Here is a 19,335-nt window from a genome sequence, read left to right as displayed (position 1 = left end):
GCAATCAGGCGCCCCTCGAAAGAGCGATCCGATCCGGTACCCGCAAGAGAGCAAACAATGGAATCGAACAAGCAAGCGCGTGCTGAGGCGCGCCTGAACACCGGCCTGCACAACTATTGGTATCCGGTATCGGCCGCATGGGCGGTCACGCATGCACCGATCGGCATTACGCGCCTGGGCCAGAACATCGTGCTGTGGCGCGATGGCGATGGCCAGGTGCACGCGCTGGAAGATCGCTGCCCGCACCGCGGCGCGCGCCTGTCGATGGGCTGGAACCTTGGTGACCGCGTGGCCTGCTGGTACCACGGCGTGGAAGTGGGTGGCGATGGCCAGGTCAAGAGCGTGCCGGCCGTGGACAGCTGCCCGCTCGAAGGCAAGACCTGCGTGCGCAGCTACCCCGTGCAGGAAAAAGCCGGTGCCATCTTCCTGTGGTTCGGTGAACGTGCTCCCGGGCAAGCCGATGCGCTGCGCCTGCCGGAAGAACTGGAAAGCGACGAGCACACCAATTTCCTGTGCGTGGCGCACTGGGACTGCAACTACCGCTACGCCATCGACAACGTCATGGACCCGATGCATGGCGCTTACCTGCACGCTGTGTCGCACTCGATGGCCAGCGGCGAAAAGCAGGCTGTGATGGCCGTGCGCGAGACCGACACCGGCCTGGTGTTCGAGAAGACCGGCCAGCGCGGCGTGAACTTCGACTGGGTGGAGTTCGGCGAAACCGGCACGATGTGGTTGCGCCTGGCCATCCCGTATCGCGCCAAGGTGGGCCCTGGCGGTCCCTTCGGCATCGTTGGCATCGCTACGCCGGTGGATGAGGAGCACTGCATGGTGTTCTTCTGGCGCACCCGTCACGTGCAGGGTTGGGAGCGCGATGTCTGGCGCTTCCTGTACCGCAACCGCCTGGAGGGCCTGCACTGGGACGTGCTGGAGCAAGACCGCGTGGTGCTGGAAATGATGGCGCCGAACGCGCGCGAGCATGAAACGCTGTACCAGCACGATGTCGGCATCACCCGCGTGCGCCGCCTGCTGCGCCGCCGTGCCGACCAGGAAGTCGCCGACGAGCCCGTTGCCATGTTGAAGCCGGTTGGCGGGGTGGCAAGCCATGCCTGAGATCGATCGCCACAACCTGCTGGCTGGCCGGCGCGTGCTGGTGACCGGCGCCGCGCGCGGGCTTGGCCTGGCGTTTGCCACCGCGATTGCCGAAGCTGGCGGCGCAGTCGCCATGGCGGACATCCTCGCGGACCGCCTGCACGAGGAAGCGGCTGCGCTGCAGGCCCGCGGGCTGAAGGCGCTGCCGTTTGTGCTCGACCTGGGCAACCCCGAATCGGTGACGGCCTGCGCCAGCGCGGCGGCGGCCGGGCTGGGCGGCCTGGACGGCCTCGTCAACAACGCCGCGGTGACCGATTCCGGTGGCCGCGACGCCAGCGCCATCGACATCGCCACCTGGGACCGCGTGATGAATATCAACGTGCGCGGCACCTGGCTGATGACCACCGCCTGCCTGCCGGCGCTGCGCGCCTCGGGCCGCGGCGCCATCATCAACCTGGCGTCCGACACGCCGTTGTGGGGCGCGCCCAACCTGCTGGCCTACGTGGCCAGCAAGAGCGCCATCATCGGCATGACCCGCTCGCTGGCGCGCGAGCTGGGCGACGACCAGATCACCGTCAATGCCATCGCACCGGGGCTGACCCTGGTGGAGGCAACCGAATACGTGCCCCAGAAGCGGCGCGACCTCTATCGCGAGCAACGCGCGATTTCCCGCGAGCAGCTACCCGAGGATGTCTCCGGGGCCGTGCTGTTCGCCCTGTCCGACCTGTCCCGCTTCGTGACGGGCCAGACGCTGGCCGTCAACGGCGGCTTCGTCATGCACTGAGCTAGAAGGAATCCAAATGAGCGATCTTTCCCAACAAGACAACATCAAGCGTTCCTGGGAGCAGCCGTCCGGCGCTTCCTTCGACCAGTGGATGGAGAGCCGCGTCGCGCGCTTCTCCACCCGCCGCTACGACTGGGACGCGCTGAAGTTCCAGGCTGACTACGATCCCAAGTACCGCCGTGCGCAGATGCGTTATCTCGGCACCGGCGGCACCGGCGTGGCTACCGATACCAATACCGTGCCGTCCGAGAATTTCACCTTCTCGACCATGATCATCCCGGCCGGCCACGAAGGCCCGTCGCACCTGCACACGGACGTGGAAGAAGTGTTCTTCGTCATGCGCGGCAAGATCAAGCTGATCCTGGAGAAGGACGGCGAGCGTTTCGAAACCATCCTGACCGACCGCGACCTGGTCTCGGTGCCCCCCGGTGTGTACCGCGAGGAAATCAACATCGGCGAGGAAGACGCGCTGATGTGCGTGATGCTCGGCGCCAAGAAGCCGATCACGCCGACGTACCCGCCCGAGCATCCGCTCACCAAGGTCAAGCGCTGAAAAGCGATAAGCCGGCGCGCCAAAGCAACCGCGGCCGTGCGCCGGACCCAGTGAAACACGAACCTCTCATGACTCAAGAACGCCTGTCGGAAGACACCCAGGACAAGTACATCGTGCCCGGACTGGAACGCGGCCTGCGCCTGCTGGCCGAGTTCAGCCGCCGCGACCGCACCTTGTCGGCGGCCGACCTGGCGCGCCGGCTCAAGGTGCCCCGCTCCACGGTGTTCCGGCTGCTGGCCACGCTCGAGATGATGGGCTTTGTCGAACGCACCGACGGCGGCCGCGACTACCGCCTCGGCATGGCGGTGCTGCGCCTGGGTTTCGAATACCTGGCTTCGCTGGAACTCACCGAGCTGGGGCGCCCGCTGCTGGATCGCCTGCGCGACGACATTCGTTACCCGTGCAACCTGGTAGTGCGCGACGGCCGCTCGATTGTCTATGTGGCCAAGTCCGTGGCGCCCACGCCATTCAGCAGTTCCGTCACCGTGGGGACCCGCCTGCCGGCGCACGCCACCGTGCTCGGACGCGTGCTGCTTGAAGACCTGACGCTGGCCGAGTTGCGCCAGCTCTATCCGGAGCCGCAACTGGAAGTGTTCACGCCCAGCACGCCGCGTACGGTCGAAGCACTGTTCGAGATGGTGCAGCGCGACCGCGAGCGCGGCGTGGTGCTGCAGGAAGCATTCTTTGAGGCCAGCATCTCGACCATCGCGGCACCGGTGCGGGATCGTACCTGCAAGGTGGTGGCGGCGCTGGGCGTGACCATCCCGGCCTCGCGCATCGATCCGGAGCAACTGGACATGATGGAAGAGAAAGTCAGAGACACCGCGGGCGAGCTGTCTCGCCTGCTGGACTACCGCCCGCGCGAGCACGGCAAGGTGGTCAACCTGTATCGGGAGTGAGGACGATGTCCATGATTGAACTCGACGGCAAGGTTGCCGTCGTCACGGGTGGATCCTCGGGCATCGGCCTGGCCACCGTCGAACAACTGCTGGAAGCGCGCGCCGCCGTGGCGCTGTGCGGGCGCAACGAAGCGCGGCTGCGCGAAGCGGAACGCCATCTGCGCGCACGCTTCCCCGATGCCCGCCTGTACGCGGCTGCCTGTGATGTGCTGGACCCCGCGCAGGTAGCCGCCTTTGCCGCCGCCAGCGAGACCGCGCTCGGCCCCGCCGACATGCTGGTCAATAACGCCGGGCAGGGCCGCGTCTCCACGTTCTCGAGCACCGAGGACGCGGCTTGGCTCGAAGAGTTGCAGCTCAAGTTCTTCTCGGTGATCCATGCCACGCGTGCGTTCCTTGCGCAACTGGAGCGCTCGGACAGCGGTGCCATCGTCTGCGTGAACTCCCTGCTGGCCGTGCAACCCGAGCCGCATATGGTGGCGACGTCCGCGGCGCGCGCCGGCGTGCATAACCTGGTGCGCTCGCTGGCAACCGAATTCGCCCCCAAGGGCATCCGCGTCAACGGCATCCTGCTCGGCCTGGTCGAGTCGGGCCAGTGGCGCCGGCGTTTCGAAGCGCGCCCGGATGCCGAGCGCGACCTCGACTGGGCCGCGTGGACCGCGCGCCTGGCGCAGCAAAAGCATATTCAACTTGGCCGTCTTGGCCTGCCGCAGGAAGCCGCACGCGCGATCCTGTTCCTTGCCTCGCCGTTGTCTTCGTACACCACGGGCAGCCACATCGATATTTCCGGAGGACTTTCCCGTCATGCGTAACGAACAGCAACAAGTCACGGTGGGCTACGCCATCGCCGCCTTCCTCGAACAATGCGGCGTCAAGGCAGCGTTCGGCGTGATCTCGATCCACAACATGCCCATCCTCGATGCGATGGGCGAGCGCGGCAAGATCCGCTTCGTGCCCGCGCGCGGCGAAGCCGGCGGCACCAATATGGCCGACGCCTGCGCCCGCACCACCGGTGGACTGGGCGTGTGCCTGACCAGCACCGGCACCGCTGCGGGCAACGCCGCCGGCGCCATGGTCGAAGCACTGACCGCCGGCACGCCGCTGCTGCACCTGACCGGACAGATCGAAACGCCGTACCTGGACCAGAGCCTGGCCTACATTCACGAGGCGCCGGACCAGCTGACCATGCTGAAGGCCATCTCCAAGGCCGCGTTCCGCATCCGCAGCGCCGATACCGCGCTGAGCACCATCAAGCTCGCCGTGCAAACCGCGCTGACCGCGCCGACCGGCCCCGTCAGCGTGGAAATCCCCATCGATATCCAGGCCGCGCTGATCCCGATGCCGACCGACCTGCGCCCGCTGGCGGTGCCCACCCATGTGCCGTCCGCCCACGCGCTGGACGAACTGGCCGAGCGCCTGTCCAAGGCAAAGCGCCCGCTGCTGTGGCTGGGTGGCGGCGCACGCCACGCTGGCGCGCAGGTCAAGCGCCTGATGGCGCTGGGCTTTGGCGTGGTCACCAGCACGCAAGGCCGCGGCATCGTGGCCGAGGACGATCCCCGCTCGCTGGGCGCGTTCAACCTGCACAAGCCGGTGGAGCAGTTCTATCAAACCTGCGACGCCATGCTGGTGGTGGGCTCGCGCCTGCGCGGCAATGAAACGCTGAAGTACGAACTGAAGCTGCCGCGCCCGCTGTTCCGTGTGGATGCCGATGCATCCGCCGAAGGCCGCTGCTACCAGAGCGACTACTTCGCCAGCGGCGATGCAGCGCTGGCACTCGATGGCCTGGCCGATCGCCTGGAAGGCAAGCTCAAGGTGGACCCGAACTTTGCCGCTGACCTGCGCAGCGCGCACGAGTTCGCCATGAGTGGCCTGATCGACGGCCTGGGCCCGTACTCGGCGCTGGTGGAAGCGCTGCAAGGCGCGGTGGGCCGCAATTTCAACTGGGTGCGCGACGTGACCGTCTCCAACAGCACCTGGGGCAATCGCCAGCTGCGCATTTTTGACTCCCGTGCCGGCGTGCATGCGCTGGGCGGCGGCATCGGCCAGGGCCTGGCGATGGGCATCGGCGCCGCCGTGGGCGCGGCAGTGACGGCTTCCGGCAAGAAGACATTCTGCCTGGCCGGCGACGGCGGCTTCATCCTGAACCTGGGTGAACTGGCTACCGCCGTGCAGGAGCGCGCCGACGTGGTCTTCGTGCTGATGAATGACAAGGGCTATGGCGTGATCAAGAACATCCAGGACGCGCAATACGGCGGACGGCGCCACTACGTGGACCTGCATACACCGGACTATGCGCAACTGTCGCAATCGCTGGCCCTGCGCCATCGCCGCGTCAGCAACCTGGCCGACGTGGGTGCCGCGCTGGAAGAAGCCACCATCGAATCCGGCCCGTTCCTGCTGGAAATCGACATGCTGTCCATCGGTACGTTCAAGACCGCGTTCGCAGGCCCGCCGGTCAACAAGGAAGCGGATGCCGACGCCGAGAAGACCGCACGCGCGGCCGAACGCAGCACTGTGACCGCCTGAGGGAGACGCAACATGCTGCACGTGTCGATGGTGGGATGCGGAGCGATCGGGCGCGGTGTGCTCGAGCTGCTCAAGAGCGATCCGGACGTGGTGTTCGACGTGGTGGTGGTGCCCGAGGCGCAGATGGACCAGGCCCGCCATGACGTCTCCGCGCTGGCGCCGCATGCACGGGTTGCCACCTGCCTGAGCCAGGCCGACGGACGGCCTGACCTGCTGGTGGAGTGCGCTGGCCACCATGCGCTGGAGGAGCACATCGTGCCGGCGCTGGAGCGCGGCATCGCCTGCATGGTGGTGTCGGTGGGCGCGCTCTCCGAGCCGGGCCTGGCCGAGCGGCTGGAAGCCGCGGCACGGCGCGGCGGCACGCAGGTGCAGCTACTCTCCGGCGCCATCGGTGCGATCGACGCACTGGCGGCAGCGCGCGTGGGCGGGCTGGACTCGGTGGTCTACACCGGGCGCAAGCCGCCCGGCGCGTGGAAGGACACGCCGGCCGAGGCGCTGTTCGACCTCGACGCGTTGACCGAAGCCACGGTGATCTTCGAGGGCAACGCCCGCGAAGCCGCGCGGCTCTATCCGAAGAACGCCAATGTGGCGGCTACGCTGTCGATGGCCGGCCTCGGGCTGGACCACACGCAGGTCAAGCTGCTGGCGGATCCGGGCGTGGATGAAAACGTGCACCACGTGGAAGCGCGCGGTGCCTTCGGCGGTTTCGAGCTGACCATGCGCGGCAAGCCGCTGGCGGCGAACCCCAAGACTTCGGCGCTGACAGTGTTCAGCGTGGTGCGTGCGCTGGGCAACCGTGCCCACGCCATGTCGATTTAAGCAGCGCAGCAAGGCAATCATCATGAAGCAAGACATTCTCCCCATCTGTATCGCAGGCGAGTGGCGCGTGGGCGGCGGCGAGCGCTACGCCACGCGCTACCCGGCCACCGGCGAAGTCGTCGCGGAACTGAATGCGGCAAGCCTGGACGACGTGGAAGAGGCCGTGCAGGGCGCGCATCGCGCGTTCCTCACCAGCGGCTGGGCCCAGCGCAAGCCGCACGAGCGCGCAGCCGTGCTGCATCGCGTGGCCGACCTGATCCGCGCGCGCGCCGAGCCGCTGGCTCAGCGCCAGCGCCTGGACAACGGCAAGCCCATCAGCGAGACGCGCGCGCTGGTGGCCAGCGCCGCCGGCACGTTCCAGTTCTTCGCGGCGGCCTGCGAAACCCTGGAGGAGACGCTCACGCCCGCGCGTGGTGATTTCCTCACCATGAGCGTGCATGAAGCCATGGGCGTGGTGGCCGCGATCACGCCGTGGAATTCGCCCATCGCCAGCGAGGCGCAGAAGCTGGCGCCCGCGCTGGCCGCCGGTAACGCGGTGGTGATCAAGCCCGCTGAGATCACGCCGCTGATGGCGCTGGAACTCGCCGCCATCTGCGAGGAAGCCGGCGTGCCCAAGGGCCTCATCAGCGTGCTGCCGGGCAAGGGCTCGGTGATCGGTGATGCCATTACCAAGCACCCGCTGGTGCGCCGCGTGTCCTTTACCGGTGGCACCACCACGGGACGCCATATCGCCCACATTGCCGCCGACAAGATGATGCCGGTGTCGCTGGAGCTGGGCGGCAAGTCGCCCACCATGGTGTTTGAGGACGCGGACCTGGACCACGCGGTCAACGGCGTGCTGTACGGCATCTTCAGTTCCTCGGGCGAATCGTGCATCGCGGGTTCGCGCCTGTTCGTGGCACGTTCCTTGTATGAGCCTTTCATGGACCGCCTGGCCGAGGGCGCGGCGCGCCTGCGAGTGGGCGATCCGGCCGACGAGCGCACCCAGATGGGGCCGCTGATCAGCGACCGCCATCGTGACTCGATCGAATCGTATGTGGCGCTTGGCGTATCCGAAGGCGGCCAGCTGCGTACGGGAGGCATCCGCCCCACGGTGGCGGGCTGCGAGAACGGCTACTTCTACACGCCGACCATCATCGAGGGGCTGGATAACAGCGCCCGCGTATGCCAGGAGGAAATCTTCGGGCCGGTGCTGGTGGCGATGGCCTTCGACGACGAGGACGATCTGATCGCACAAGCCAACGACAGCGTGTACGCGCTGGCGGCGGGCGTATGGACGCGCGACTACAAGCGCGCGTGGCGCTTTGCGCGTGCGGTGCAGGCCGGCAATGTGTGGATCAATACGTACAAGCAGTTCTCGATCTCGACGCCGTTCGGCGGCTGGCGCGACAGTGGGCTGGGGCGCGAGAAGGGGCGGCTGGGGATCCTGCAGTACATGGAACAAAAGAGCGTGTATTGGGGCATGCATGAACAACCGCTGCCGTGGGCTAACTAAGTGAGCGCGACGACATTGGACGCTGCAAAAGCGACACAGCAGGAGAGGGTAATGAACACGATTCTGGGCATCGACGAAATCGTCTACGGTGCCGACGACCTGGACGCCTGCCGGCGCTTCTTCGCCGACTGGGGCCTCACGCTGGTGCGCGAGGATGCGGCCGGGCTGGATTTCGAGACGCTGAACGGCTGCCGCGTGCTGGTGCGCCGCACCGACGACCCGGCACTGCCGGCGGCAATGGAAGACGGCCCGACGCTGCGCGAGGTGGTGTGGGGCGTGGACACGCAAGCCGCGCTGGACCGGATCGCGGATGCCATCCGCGCCGAGCCGGGTTTCGTCAGCACGGGCGAGCACGGCGTGCAGGGCGAGCAAGGCGAACGCGTTGGCTGCACGGATCCGAACGGCCTGGCCGTGCGCTTCCAGCTGACCCGCAAGCGCGAGGTCGAGGTGGAATGCGCCGCGATGAACACGTGGAACGACAAGCCGCGCATGAACCAGCGCAGCCCGATCTACGAACGTGCCACGCCGATCGAGGTAGGGCACGTGGTCTTCTTCGTCAAGGACGTGGCCGCCACCGAGCGTTTCTACACCGAGAGGCTGGGCTTCGTGCCGTCGGACCACTATCCGGGCCGTGGCGCCTTCCTGCGCTGCGCGCCGGACGGCGGCCACCACGACCTGTTCCTGCTGCAGCTGCCGCAGGCCAAGAGCGGGCTGAACCACGTGGCCTTCACCGTGCGCGACATCCACGAGGTGTTCGGCGGCGGCCTGCATGTGTCGCGCAGCGGCTGGGATACGCAGCTTGGCCCGGGCCGGCATCCGATTTCGTCCGCGTATTTCTGGTACTTCAAGAATCCGGCCGGCGGCCTCATCGAGTACTACGCCGATGAAGACCAGTTGGATGCCGACTGGGAGCCGCGCGATTTCGAGCCGGGTCCGACCATGTTCGCCGAATGGGCAGTGGAAGGCGGGCTGGATGGCAATACGCGCAGGCAGAAGAACGCAGGCGGCCCGCAGGGCAAGTTCCTGACGGAGAAGCGCTGAGCACGGCGTAGCAACACAGGCAACGCGGGCAACACAAGCAACGCAGGCAAGACAAGCAAGACAAGCAACACGAAGCAACCGAAGGAAGTGCCATGAGTACCAGCCAATCCCTGAGCCTGCGCGTGCAGGCCATGCGTTTCGAAGCGCGCGGCATCGTCAGCGTGGAACTGCGCGATCCGCACGGGCATGCGTTGCCCGAGTACGCGCCAGGCGCGCATATCGACCTGCATCTGGGCAATGGCCTGGTGCGCAGCTACTCGCTGTGCGGCGCGCCGGAAGTGCGCGACCGCTACGTGGTGGGCGTGCTGCTCGACCGCGGCAGCCGTGGCGGCTCACGCTATGTGCATGAGCAACTGCGGGTGGGCAGCACGCTCACCGTGGCTGCGCCGCGCAACCACTTCGCGCTGGACGAGGGGGCGGCACACACGGTGCTGGTGGCCGGCGGCATCGGCGTGACGCCGATCGTGTGCATGGCGCGTCGGCTGCATGAGCTCGGGCGTTCCTTTACGTTGCTTTACTGCGCACGCTCGCGTGCGGAAGCCGCCTTCGCGGACGAGCTGGCCGCCTACGGCGACGCGGTGCGCATGCACTTCGACGACGAGGCGGGCAGCCCGCCGGACCTGTCCACGCTGCTGGCCGGGCAAGCTGCCAGCACGCACTTCTATTGCTGCGGCCCGGGCCCGATGCTGAACGCCTTCGAAGCCGCCTGCGCCGGCCATGGCTATCCCGAAGTCCATATCGAACGCTTCGCCGCCGACCCGTCGGTGGCGGCGGTGCAGGACGGCGAGTACACCGTGGCGCTGGCAAGCACGGGCAGCGAGCTGAAAGTGCCCGCAGGCAAGTCCCTGCTGGATGCCTTGCTCGAAGCGGGCATTGCGGTAGAGCACAGCTGCAAGGAAGGTGTATGCGGCTCGTGCGAGACGCGCGTGCTCGAAGGCATTCCCGAACACCGCGACGGCGTGCTCAGCAAGAGCGAGCGCGAGTCGAACCAGACCATGATGGTTTGCGTGTCAGGCTGCAAAGGCAAGCGCCTGGTCCTGGACCTCTAAGCGCGCCACCGCGCGCCGCGTTCATCGCGGCGCCAACGGTGGTGGCCATTGCCGGGCAAGTCCGGCAATGCGCCAGCGCGGGGCGGCTGCCTGCCTCGGATACTTTAGAAGAGAAACACCGTGTTGATCCAGAGACAAGAGGCCCCGCTCGCCAACGCGAGCGCCGAGGGTGTGGCGACCCCATCCAGCACCAGCACGGCAGGCGGTGGCGCGCGCGCCATTGACGGCGCCGTGGCAACCACCCGGGGCGAGATCATCGCCCGCATCGAGCGCCTGCCCAGCAATGGCATGCATGTCAGGGCGCGGCTGCTGATCGGCCTGGCCACGTTCTTCGATGGCTTCGACGTCATCGCCATCGCCGCCACGCTGCCGCTGCTGATCTCCATGTGGTCGCTCACGCCGGGGCAGATCGGCTTCCTGATCGCGGCGCCGTCGGTCGGGCAACTGATCGGCGCGCTGCTGTTTCCCGCGCTGGCCGAGCGCTTTGGCCGCCTTAACTCGATTGGCTGGAGCGCGGGCATCATCGGGCTGATGAGCATCGCCTGCGGCTTTGCGCCCTCGTTCGAGATCTTTGCCTTGCTGCGCATCGTGCAGGGCCTGGGCCTGGGCGGTGAGCTGCCGGTGGCCGCCACTTATATCAACGAAGTGACGCGTGCCCACGGGCGCGGGCGCTTCGTACTGCTGTACGAGGTGGTGTTCCCGATCGGCCTGCTGATCTCCAATGCGGTCGGCGCGTGGCTGGTGCCGCGGTTCGGCTGGACCGTGATGTACTTCATCGGCGGCGCCCCGGTCATCCTGTTCTTCATCCTGCGTCGGGCCATTCCCGAGTCGCCGCGCTGGCTGGCGGAGAAGGGCCGCCTGGCTGAGGCCGACCGCGCGCTCGCGGCGTTCGAGTCCCGCGCCAAGGGGCCGCTGGCGCCGCTGGGCGATGTATCCGCATACGACGCGATGACCGGCAAGCACCCGCGCCGGCGTGTCCGGGATCTGCTGAGCAAGGCCTATATTGGCCGCACGCTGGCGGTGTGGATGTTGTGGGCGACCTGCGGCTTTATCCAGTACGGGCTGTCGACCTGGTTGCCGACGATCTACAAGACGGTGTATCACGCACCGCTGCAGCTGGCGCTGAACCTGGCCGCGGGCGCATCGGTGCTCGGGGTGATCGGCTCGCTGGTGTGCGCGATGATCGTCGATAAGGTGGGCCGCAAGCCGGTGATCAACGTCTCGTTCATCCTGTGCGCGATATCGCTGGCGCTGGCCGGCGTGTTCCACGCGGAGTCGGTGTACGTCGTGGCCGGGCTCTGCGCGCTCTCGCTCGGTTTCCTGGCCAGTGGCTTTATCACGGCCTACGTGTACACGCCAGAGCTGTATCCCACCAGCATCCGCGCCATGGGCTGCGGCTTTGGGGGCGCGTGGCTGAAGCTGGCGGCGATCTTCGCGCCGACGCTGGTGGCCAGCACGATCGGCTCGGGCAATCTCAGCACTGCTTTCTACGCGCTGGCGACGGTGCCGTTCGTGGCGGCGCTCACCATCCACTTTCTTGGCATCGAGACCAAGGGCAAGGTGCTCGAGCAACTCGAGGCCTGATCCGCGACGCACGACATGAAGCCCGTGGCAGCGCCAGCTGCCACGGGCTTTGTTCGTTTTCGTGCGCGCTTACTCGCCCCCGCCCCCGCCGGCGTCGCCGCGCCCGGGCGTCACGCACAGGCCGTGCAGCTTCCTCAGCGCCTGGTACATCGCGCGGCGCTCCTCCGGCTCAAGCAGCCGGATCACCTCCGCCTGGCCTTTCCTGGCCAGCGGCATCACTTGCTTATGCAGCGCCAGGCCTTCCGGCGTGATGCTGCAGATCAGCTTCTTGCGCGGGGTGTTGCCCTCGGCATCCAGCTTCACCAGCCCGCGGCCTTCGAGCAGCCGCAGCGTGCGGCTCACCAGCGCCTTGTCCGATGTGGATTGCAGCACCAATTCTGCGAAAGGCAACTGCCGTGCGTGTGCCAGCAGGGCCAGCAGGCGCCATTCGGGCACCGTGAGCGCGAACTGCTCGGCGTAGGGCAGCGTCACGGTGCGCCGCAGCGCGTTGACCAACTGGCTAAGCATCGTCGTCAGGAAGTCGTCGACATCGAGCCCGCTGCCTTGCTCGTCCAGTTGCGCCCAGGGGCAGTCGGTTTTCGGGGGCATTGCCTTGTCACCGGTGTCGGTTGTCGTTCCGGCTGCGCGCTTCATCAGATCCATGTCTTTCAGGAGATGCCGCCGGACGGCGGCTGATCAGGGGAGGGCGGAGCCGATTGTCTCATAGGGAATCGATGTGCCGCCTTCTTCTCGTCATGATTCTCTCTTTCTGAGTTTATAAAAAATAGATATGTCAATTGGGGATTAACGTAAGTTGAGTGGTCAACATTAGCATTCTAGTATGAATGACACGTTCCTCTCCTGAACTAATGTTTCGCTAATAAAACGCACATCGAATGCGTTCCCGTCCCTTAGCCGTGCCTAACCCCGCCCCCACCATGCCATTCCCCGCTGAAGTGGAGCGCCCCCACAGGAGCCGTAGATGAACCTTGCCCGCCGACACGTCCTTGCCACAGCGCTCGCCGCGATTGCCCTGGGAGGCGGCAGCGCCTTTGCACTCGGCTATCCCGCCAAACCGGTCACGATCGTGGTCGCCTATCCGCCGGGCGGCGACACGGACTCCATGGCGCGCATGTACGCGGAGAAGCTGTCGATGCGCCTCAAGCAGCCGGTGATCGTGGAGAACAAGCCGGGCGCCGGCGGCGTGGTCGGCAACGCCATGGTTGGACGCGCGCCGGCCGACGGCTACACGCTCTTGTTCACGCCCAACCCGTTCACGACGGCGCCGATGGTGCTCAAGCTCCCCGCCAGCGCCAGCTACGACGCGCTGCATGGCTTCACCCCGGTCATCCAGACCGGCACGCAGACCGTGCTGCTGGTGGCGTATCCGGGCGGTGGCATCAAGACCGTGCAGGAAATGGTGGCCGCGGCGAAGGCAGGCAAGCCGCTGACGTATGCCACCCCCGGCGCGGGTTCGCCCATGCATATCGCCGGCGAGTGGCTGAACCGCGCCGCTGGCGTGAAGATCCAGCATGTGCCGTACCGGGGCGTTGCGCCCGCCGTCAATGATGTCGTCGCGGGCCACGTCAACTTCGCCTACGTGACGCTGGGGCCGGTGGCCCAGTACATCAACACGGGCAAGCTGCTCGCGCTGGCCGTGACCGATCCGAAGCGCTCTGCGCTGCTGCCCAATGTGCCGACGCTGTCCGAGCTTGGCTACAAGGACGTCATCGTCGGCGCATGGCACGGCGTCATGGCGCCCAAGGGCACGCCGGCCGAGGTGGTGAAGCTGCTCAATGAGCAGCTCAACGAGATCGTCAAGATGCCGGACATCGCCGAGAAGATGGCCACCTTTGGCGCGGTGCCGGTGGGCGGCGCGCCCGCCGTGCTGGAAAAGATCAATGCTTCCGACTACGAGCGGCTGGGCAAGGTCATCAAGGATTTCGGCATTACCGCCGAGTGACGCGACGCCGGCGGCAACGCTCGCCGGCGTCTTCATGGTTTTCAGTGGTTTTCTGACTAGCAGGAGGTCGGCATGAGCACGTCGACAGTGGGAAGCGCCACGCCGCAAGTGACGGCGCGGGAGAAGGTGATGGGCAGGGCCGTGTATGCCGGCGACATCAAGCAGGCCGGCATGCTGCACGCCAAGGTGCTGCGCAGCCCGTATCCGCATGCCCGCATTGTTCGCATCGACACCGCGGCGGCGCGCGCGCTGCGGGGCGTCAAGCTCGTCCTGACCGGCGAGGACACGCCGTCACGGCTGTGGGGCACGCATCGCAAGGAGCAGCGCATTCTTGCCGCTGGCGTGGTCCGCCACGTGGGTGAGGAGGTCGCCGCGGTGGTCGCGGTGGATGAGGAAACCGCGCGCGATGCACTGGACCTGATCCGCGTGGAGTACGAAGAACTGCCCGCCATCTTCAGCGCCGATGCAGCGCTTGTCGATGGCGCGGCGGAGCTGCACCCGGGCACGCGCAATATCGCCCATGAGATGCATATCGAGCGTGGCGACGTCGAAGCCGGCTTCGCCCGGGCCGCGGTGGTCTACGAGGCCACGTACGACATGCACTCGCAGTATCCCGGCTACCTGGAGCCGATGGCTACCGTGGCCGCCCAGGATGGCAATGGCCGGCTCACGGTCTGGGCCTCGACGCAGTCCGTGTTCCTGGCGCGCGCGCGGCTGGCCGAAGCGCTGGACCGGCCGGTGTCCACTATCCGCGTGATCCAGGCGGTCACCGGTGGCGGCTTTGGCGCCAAGATCGTGGAGGAGAGCAACAGCCTGATCGCGGCCTTGCTGGCAACGCGGCTCGACCGCCCGGTGCGCCTCGTCAACAACCGGCTCGAGGATTTCCTCGGCGCGCGCTCCAGCGTGCCGGCGCGGGTCTGGCTGAAGATGGGCCTGGACGCGCAAGGGATGATCGTCGCCAAGGACGTCAATATCGTGGCCGAGTGCGGCGCTTATGCGGGCCTGGCTGGCGACGTGATGCACGTGAGCGCGATGCGCAGCGACAACATGCATCGCTTGGAGAACGTGCGCTCCAACGCCGTGCTCGCCTATACCAACAATCCGCCGCGCGGCGCGTTCCGCGGCTTTGGCGGCCAGCAGATGCAGTTCCCGCTGAACAGCCACCTCACCATGCTGGCCGAAATGCTCGGCATGGACCCCATCGAAATCCACAAGCGCAATGCCATCCGCTCCGGGGACACCAGCGTGCATGGCTGGAAGATCGGCAGCAGCGGCCTGGTGGAATGCCTCGAGCAAGCGCGCGAAGCGATCCAGTGGGATGCGCGCCGCGCCGATGCCTCGCGGCGAACCGGCACGCGCCGGCGCGGGCTCGGCATCGCGGCCGCCATGCACGTCAGCGGCAACCGCACGCTGGGCAACTGGGACGGCTCCACCATCGTGCTCAAGGTCAACGAGGACGGGCGCGTCATGCTGCTCACCAGCGAGTGCGACATGGGGCAGGGCGCCAACACCATGCTCAGCCAGATCTGCGCCCAGGAGCTGGGCATTGCGCTGTCGCATGTCACCGTGAGCACGCCGGATACCGATGTGGCGCCGTTCTGCCTCGGCTCGCTGGCATCGCGCGTCACGATCATTTCCGGCAACGCAGTGATGCGGGCCGCGCGCGAGGCGAAGCAGAAACTGCTGGCCGTGGCCGCTGAGAAGCTCGGCGTGCCAGAGGACGAACTGGACCTGCTCGACGGCGTGATCCGCGCCCGCAATGACGACAGCAAGCGCGCCACGCTCGCCGAGATCGCGCGCTTGCATATCTTCCGCCACGGCGGTGAAGGGCTGATGGTGCGCGCCACCTACGATGCGCCCACCGTGATGCACGACGCCAACTACTACGGCAACATCGCGCCAGCCTACTCGTTTGCGGCGCAGGCCGTCGAAGTGGAAGTGGACATGGCCACCGGGCAGGTCACGTTGATCGACAGCTTCGTGTCGGACGACTGCGGCAAGGCCATCAACCCGCTGGCCGTGCACGGCCAGACGCACGGCGCCACCGTGCAGGCGATCGGCTGGACGCTGTACGAGCATGTGCAGGTCGAGGATGGCCGCATCCTGAACGGCAACTTCGCCGACTACACGATGCCGACCGCTGACGCGGTGCCCGCGCTGCGCACGGATGTGGTCGAGTCCGTTGAGCCCAATGGGCCCTATGGCGCCAAGGGCGCCAGCGAAACCGCGATCCTGCCGGGCGCGGCGGCCATTGCCAATGCGGTCTATGACGCCATCGGCGTGCGTATCGCTTCGCTGCCCATCACGCCGGAGAAGGTGCTGGCCGCGCTGCGCAAGCGCAAGGAAACGGAGGCGCGCCATGCGTAATTTCGAATTTCTGGAGCCCGGCTCGGTGCAGGAAGCCAGCCGCATGCTGGCCGACCTGGGCGACGAGTGTCGGGTAATCGCCGGCGGCACCGCGCTGATGCTCGGCATGCGCCAGCGCATGCTCACGCCCACGCACCTGGTATCGCTCGGCCAACTCGATGCACTGCGCAAGATAGAGTTCGATCCGCGCACCGGCTTGCGCATCGGCGCGCTGGCCTTGCATGCGCAGGTGGCGCGCTCAAAGCTGGTGCAGGCGCATTACCCCATGCTGGCCAGCATGGCAGGGCGCGTGGCCAATCCGCAGGTGCGCAACCAGGGCACGATCGGCGGCAACCTTTGCTATGCCGATCCCGCCACCGATCCGCCGGGTTGCCTGATGGCGCTGGGGGCGCAGGTGGTGCTCGCAGGCAGGAGCGACGAGCGCGTGCTGGAGATGGAGGCGTTCCTGGTCGACTACTACACCACGGCGCTCGAGCCCGACGAGATCGTGACCGAGATCCGCATTCCCGCGCCGGCGCCGGATGCGCTCGGCCACTACGCGCGTTTCCTGCGCACGGCCGCCGAGCACCGGCCGCTGGCCAGCGTCGCGCTGCTGGCTCGCCGGACTGGCGCCACATGTATCGAGGCGCGCCTTGCTGTCGGCGCATCGACGCCGATTCCGGCGCGGATGCGGCATGCCGAGGCGTTCCTGGCCGGCAAGGCCGTCACGCCCGAAGTGGCCGCCGAAGCGGCGGATATCGTCGCCGCGGGCATCGACCCCGTTTCCGATATGCGCGGCAACGCGGACTATCGCCGCGAGATGGTACGGACCGTGGCGCGGCGAAGCATCGCCGCGCTATTCGGGCTGGCGGCGGACTAAGGATTCCCCATGCAAAAGATCCATATCGAACTCACTGTCAACGGCGAAGACCACAGCGTGGAAGTGCCCGCGCGGCGCCTGCTGTCGGACCTGCTGCGCGACGACCTCAACCTGACCGGCACCAAGCGCGGCTGCGAGACCGGCATCTGCGGCGCCTGCTCCGTGCTGGTGGACGGCGAAGTCATGAAGTCCTGCCTGATGCTTGCCGTGCAGGCACGCGGGCGCGACGTGACCACCGTCGAAGGCCTCGGCGCCGGCGGCGAACTGCACCCGCTGCAGCAAAGTTTCATGGAGTGCGGCGGCTTGCAGTGCGGCTACTGCACCCCTGGCTTCCTGATGACCTCCTGCGCCATGTTGGCGCATAACCCCAATCCGACAGAAGAGGAAGTCCGTGCCGGCCTGAACGGCAACCTGTGCCGCTGCACCGGTTACGTCGGCATCGTCGAATCCATTCTGTCCGCCGCGGAGAAGATGCGTGGAAATTGAAAAAAGGCTGATCGTCGGCGCAGCGCCGGCGCAAGTGTGGGCACTGCTGCTCGATCCCAATGTGATGGGCGGCTGCGTGCCGGGCATGCAGTCGATCGAGGTGGTCAGCGATGTGGAGTACATCTCGCACATCCAGGTCAAGATCGCCTTTGTCAGCGCGCGTTTCAAGATCAAGACCACCATCGTGGAGATGCGCGCGCCCAACTACCTGCGTAGCGAAGGCACAGGCGAGGACGCCTCCGTGGCCAGCTCGCTCAAGCAGTCCAGCGAGATCTTCCTGACCGGGCAGCCCGACGGCAAGACCGAACTGCGCATGAAGATCAACGTGGACGTGCTGGGCCGCCTTGGCACGTTTGGCCTGAGCGTGATGAAGACGAAGGCGGACCGGATGTGGGAGGAGTTCGGCACGAATTTGTCGGCGCGGTTGGCGGCGCCTGCCGAGGCGGCGCCGGCTGCGGCGTCCGCAGCGCCCGCAGCACCGGCTGCGGCGCAAACGGTTGCGAAGGAGCAGGCCCCTTCGCCCGCCTCGCCCGCCTCCGCCATCGAGGGGATTCCCGCTCGCCCGGCCGTCATCCCGGCTCACACCGTGCAAGCCAGCCCCAATCGCAGCACAGGCTGGTGGTCGCGCTTGTTCTCGCCCGCGCCCGCCGTGGACAGGGGCCCGCTCACGGATATCTGCATCGAAGTGCGCCAGCCCAATGCGACCATTACCGTGCGCTGGCCGGCACAGCACGCGGGCGAGTGCGGCGCCTGGCTGCGGGACTATCTGAAGTGAGCGTGCGCGGCTTCGGTGATGGAAGTGCTGGAGGATAGATGCAGGGCGTGTTATATCGGACAGTCGCGGGCGGCGCATCGGGATGCAAGGTGCGTCATCCGCACCGGCCGGGCCGCAGGGCAGGGCCGAAGCCAAAGCCGTTACCATATAGCACGCCAAAGTACTCATTCGCAGAGATATCACCATGACAGATGCCCTCGAGCCTACCGATCTCCAGGACAAGTACATCGTGCCGGGGCTGGAACGCGGCCTGCGCCTGCTGGGCGAGTTCAGCCGCAACGAGCGGACCCTGTCTGCCGCCGAGCTGGCGCGCCGGCTGCAGGTCCCGCGCTCCACGGTGTTCCGCCTGCTGACCACGCTGGAGATGATGGGCTTTGTCGAGCGCACCGATGGCGGCCGTGAATTCCGGCTCGGCATGGCGGTACTGCGTCTTGGCTTTGACTACCTCGCCTCGCTGGAGCTGACCGAACTCGGCCGGCCACTGCTGGACCGCCTGCGCGACGAGATCAACTTCCCATGCAACCTGGTGGTGCGTGACGGCCGCTCCATCGTCTACGTGGCCAAGTCCGTGGCGCCTACGCCGTTCGCCAGCTCGGTCAACGTCGGCACCCGGCTGCCGGCGCACGCCACCGTGCTTGGCCGCGTGCTGCTTGAAGACCTGACGCTGGCGGAACTGCGTGAACTCTATCCCGAGCCGCAGCTGGAAGTTTTCTCGGAGAGCACGCCCAAGACCGTCGAAGCCCTGTTCGACATGGTCCAGCGCGACCGCCAGCGCGGCTACGTGCTGCAGGAAGGCTTCTTCGAAACCAGCATCTCGACCATCGCCGCGCCGGTGCGGGACCGCAGCGGCAAGGTAGTGGCGGCGCTTGGCGCCACCATCCCGGCTTCGCGGATCGATCCGGAGCGGCTCGATGGCATGGTGGAACAGGTGAGGAGTGCGGCGGGGGAGCTATCCCGGTTGCTGGACTATCGGCCGTCGGAAGGTGGAGCCGTAGTTAATTTGTAGGGCGCCGGCCAGCCTTGTCGGCTAGTAGTGACGGGCAAGCACCGCGACTTCCCCTGGCCGC

General features: G+C 67.0%; 18 protein-coding genes. 17 read left to right on the top strand and 1 reads right to left on the bottom strand.

The window, feature by feature from the left end; translation table 11 throughout:
- Positions 1 to 57 precede the first annotated feature (57 nt).
- From AC1Q7Q_RS17515 to AC1Q7Q_RS17465, 11 genes are all read left to right on the top strand, one after another.
- On the top strand, positions 58 to 1,113 hold the full coding sequence (locus AC1Q7Q_RS17515) for a Rieske 2Fe-2S domain-containing protein (protein ID WP_492375967.1): 1,056 nt from the start codon (positions 58 to 60) through the stop codon (positions 1,111 to 1,113).
- Positions 1,106 to 1,876 carry an SDR family oxidoreductase gene (locus tag AC1Q7Q_RS17510; protein WP_492375968.1) on the top strand — a complete coding sequence of 257 codons (771 nt, stop codon included), beginning with the start codon at positions 1,106 to 1,108 and terminating at the stop codon, positions 1,874 to 1,876. The genes AC1Q7Q_RS17515 and AC1Q7Q_RS17510 overlap by 8 nt, the downstream gene beginning before the upstream one ends.
- 16 nt (positions 1,877 to 1,892) lie before the next feature.
- Positions 1,893 to 2,429, top strand: coding sequence for a cupin domain-containing protein (locus AC1Q7Q_RS17505; RefSeq protein ID WP_006157660.1), 537 nt, complete (start codon positions 1,893 to 1,895; stop codon positions 2,427 to 2,429).
- Positions 2,430 to 2,497: 68 nt separating this feature from the next.
- The gene (locus AC1Q7Q_RS17500; RefSeq protein ID WP_174423390.1) at positions 2,498 to 3,328 is read left to right on the top strand and encodes an IclR family transcriptional regulator; all 831 of its coding nucleotides are present in this window, start codon (positions 2,498 to 2,500) and stop codon (positions 3,326 to 3,328) included.
- 5 nt (positions 3,329 to 3,333) lie between these two features.
- Positions 3,334 to 4,137, top strand: a complete 804-nt coding sequence (locus tag AC1Q7Q_RS17495) for an SDR family oxidoreductase (protein ID WP_492375969.1) — start codon at positions 3,334 to 3,336, stop codon at positions 4,135 to 4,137.
- Positions 4,130 to 5,851: a thiamine pyrophosphate-binding protein gene (locus tag AC1Q7Q_RS17490; RefSeq protein WP_492375970.1), complete on the top strand. Its 1,722-nt coding sequence runs from the start codon at positions 4,130 to 4,132 to the stop codon at positions 5,849 to 5,851. The genes AC1Q7Q_RS17495 and AC1Q7Q_RS17490 overlap by 8 nt, the downstream gene beginning before the upstream one ends.
- A 12-nt stretch (positions 5,852 to 5,863) precedes the next feature.
- Positions 5,864 to 6,670: an aspartate dehydrogenase gene (locus AC1Q7Q_RS17485; protein ID WP_492375971.1), complete on the top strand. Its 807-nt coding sequence runs from the start codon at positions 5,864 to 5,866 to the stop codon at positions 6,668 to 6,670.
- A 22-nt stretch (positions 6,671 to 6,692) separates the two neighbouring features.
- On the top strand, positions 6,693 to 8,165 hold the full coding sequence (locus tag AC1Q7Q_RS17480; RefSeq protein WP_416049127.1) for an aldehyde dehydrogenase: 1,473 nt from the start codon (positions 6,693 to 6,695) through the stop codon (positions 8,163 to 8,165).
- 51 nt (positions 8,166 to 8,216) lie between these two features.
- Positions 8,217 to 9,206 carry a VOC family protein gene (locus AC1Q7Q_RS17475; protein ID WP_174423386.1) on the top strand — a complete coding sequence of 330 codons (990 nt, stop codon included), beginning with the start codon at positions 8,217 to 8,219 and terminating at the stop codon, positions 9,204 to 9,206.
- Positions 9,207 to 9,298: 92 nt separating this feature from the next.
- Complete coding sequence (locus AC1Q7Q_RS17470; RefSeq protein WP_492375972.1) at positions 9,299 to 10,255, top strand: PDR/VanB family oxidoreductase; 957 nt, start codon at positions 9,299 to 9,301, stop codon at positions 10,253 to 10,255.
- A 288-nt stretch (positions 10,256 to 10,543) separates the two neighbouring features.
- Entirely contained in the window at positions 10,544 to 11,839 is a 1,296-nt protein-coding gene (locus AC1Q7Q_RS17465) for an MFS transporter (protein ID WP_492375981.1), read from the top strand.
- A 69-nt stretch (positions 11,840 to 11,908) separates the two neighbouring features.
- On the opposite strand, the gene AC1Q7Q_RS17460 is transcribed toward AC1Q7Q_RS17465, so the two are convergent.
- A complete protein-coding gene (locus AC1Q7Q_RS17460) occupies positions 11,909 to 12,427 on the bottom strand; it encodes a MarR family winged helix-turn-helix transcriptional regulator (RefSeq protein WP_492375973.1) in 519 nt (172 codons plus the stop codon).
- A 373-nt stretch (positions 12,428 to 12,800) separates the two neighbouring features.
- Here AC1Q7Q_RS17460 and AC1Q7Q_RS17455 point away from each other — a divergent pair, with 373 nt between their 5' ends.
- The 6 genes from AC1Q7Q_RS17455 to AC1Q7Q_RS17430 all read left to right on the top strand — a co-directional run bounded on the left by AC1Q7Q_RS17455 (position 12,801) and on the right by AC1Q7Q_RS17430 (position 19,274).
- Positions 12,801 to 13,781: a Bug family tripartite tricarboxylate transporter substrate binding protein gene (locus AC1Q7Q_RS17455; RefSeq protein WP_492375974.1), complete on the top strand. Its 981-nt coding sequence runs from the start codon at positions 12,801 to 12,803 to the stop codon at positions 13,779 to 13,781.
- A 72-nt stretch (positions 13,782 to 13,853) separates the two neighbouring features.
- Positions 13,854 to 16,148, top strand: a complete 2,295-nt coding sequence (locus AC1Q7Q_RS17450; RefSeq protein ID WP_492375975.1) for a xanthine dehydrogenase family protein molybdopterin-binding subunit — start codon at positions 13,854 to 13,856, stop codon at positions 16,146 to 16,148.
- Positions 16,141 to 17,007 (top strand): FAD binding domain-containing protein, encoded by an 867-nt coding sequence (locus tag AC1Q7Q_RS17445; protein WP_492375976.1) that lies wholly within the window; start codon positions 16,141 to 16,143, stop codon positions 17,005 to 17,007. Before AC1Q7Q_RS17450 ends, AC1Q7Q_RS17445 begins: the two co-directional genes overlap by 8 nt.
- Before the next feature lie 9 nt (positions 17,008 to 17,016).
- The gene (locus AC1Q7Q_RS17440) at positions 17,017 to 17,493 is read left to right on the top strand and encodes a (2Fe-2S)-binding protein (protein ID WP_150983239.1); all 477 of its coding nucleotides are present in this window, start codon (positions 17,017 to 17,019) and stop codon (positions 17,491 to 17,493) included.
- Entirely contained in the window at positions 17,483 to 18,268 is a 786-nt protein-coding gene (locus tag AC1Q7Q_RS17435) for an SRPBCC family protein (protein ID WP_492375977.1), read from the top strand. The genes AC1Q7Q_RS17440 and AC1Q7Q_RS17435 overlap by 11 nt, the downstream gene beginning before the upstream one ends.
- A 184-nt stretch (positions 18,269 to 18,452) precedes the next feature.
- The gene (locus AC1Q7Q_RS17430; protein ID WP_459371356.1) at positions 18,453 to 19,274 is read left to right on the top strand and encodes an IclR family transcriptional regulator; all 822 of its coding nucleotides are present in this window, start codon (positions 18,453 to 18,455) and stop codon (positions 19,272 to 19,274) included.
- Positions 19,275 to 19,335 lie beyond the last annotated feature (61 nt).

Source organism: Cupriavidus sp. GW823-FHT07A04 (genome assembly GCF_058794615.1).
Note: the sequence above shows the minus strand (reverse complement) of the source record. Positions and strands in the feature narration are given on the sequence as shown.

Coding starts and splice junctions, on each gene's coding strand:
- AC1Q7Q_RS17505 (WP_006157660.1), top strand. CDS start 1,893: ATGAGCGATCTTTCCCAACAAGACAACATCAAGCGTTCCTGGGAGCAG.
- AC1Q7Q_RS17470 (WP_492375972.1), top strand. CDS start 9,299: ATGAGTACCAGCCAATCCCTGAGCCTGCGCGTGCAGGCCATGCGTTTC.
- AC1Q7Q_RS17475 (WP_174423386.1), top strand. CDS start 8,217: ATGAACACGATTCTGGGCATCGACGAAATCGTCTACGGTGCCGACGAC.
- AC1Q7Q_RS17510 (WP_492375968.1), top strand. CDS start 1,106: ATGCCTGAGATCGATCGCCACAACCTGCTGGCTGGCCGGCGCGTGCTG.
- AC1Q7Q_RS17485 (WP_492375971.1), top strand. CDS start 5,864: ATGCTGCACGTGTCGATGGTGGGATGCGGAGCGATCGGGCGCGGTGTG.
- AC1Q7Q_RS17495 (WP_492375969.1), top strand. CDS start 3,334: ATGTCCATGATTGAACTCGACGGCAAGGTTGCCGTCGTCACGGGTGGA.
- AC1Q7Q_RS17465 (WP_492375981.1), top strand. CDS start 10,544: ATGCATGTCAGGGCGCGGCTGCTGATCGGCCTGGCCACGTTCTTCGAT.
- AC1Q7Q_RS17490 (WP_492375970.1), top strand. CDS start 4,130: ATGCGTAACGAACAGCAACAAGTCACGGTGGGCTACGCCATCGCCGCC.
- AC1Q7Q_RS17450 (WP_492375975.1), top strand. CDS start 13,854: ATGAGCACGTCGACAGTGGGAAGCGCCACGCCGCAAGTGACGGCGCGG.
- AC1Q7Q_RS17440 (WP_150983239.1), top strand. CDS start 17,017: ATGCAAAAGATCCATATCGAACTCACTGTCAACGGCGAAGACCACAGC.
- AC1Q7Q_RS17500 (WP_174423390.1), top strand. CDS start 2,498: ATGACTCAAGAACGCCTGTCGGAAGACACCCAGGACAAGTACATCGTG.
- AC1Q7Q_RS17515 (WP_492375967.1), top strand. CDS start 58: ATGGAATCGAACAAGCAAGCGCGTGCTGAGGCGCGCCTGAACACCGGC.
- AC1Q7Q_RS17460 (WP_492375973.1), bottom strand. CDS start 12,427: ATGCCCCCGAAAACCGACTGCCCCTGGGCGCAACTGGACGAGCAAGGC.
- AC1Q7Q_RS17480 (WP_416049127.1), top strand. CDS start 6,693: ATGAAGCAAGACATTCTCCCCATCTGTATCGCAGGCGAGTGGCGCGTG.
- AC1Q7Q_RS17430 (WP_459371356.1), top strand. CDS start 18,453: ATGACAGATGCCCTCGAGCCTACCGATCTCCAGGACAAGTACATCGTG.
- AC1Q7Q_RS17445 (WP_492375976.1), top strand. CDS start 16,141: ATGCGTAATTTCGAATTTCTGGAGCCCGGCTCGGTGCAGGAAGCCAGC.
- AC1Q7Q_RS17455 (WP_492375974.1), top strand. CDS start 12,801: ATGAACCTTGCCCGCCGACACGTCCTTGCCACAGCGCTCGCCGCGATT.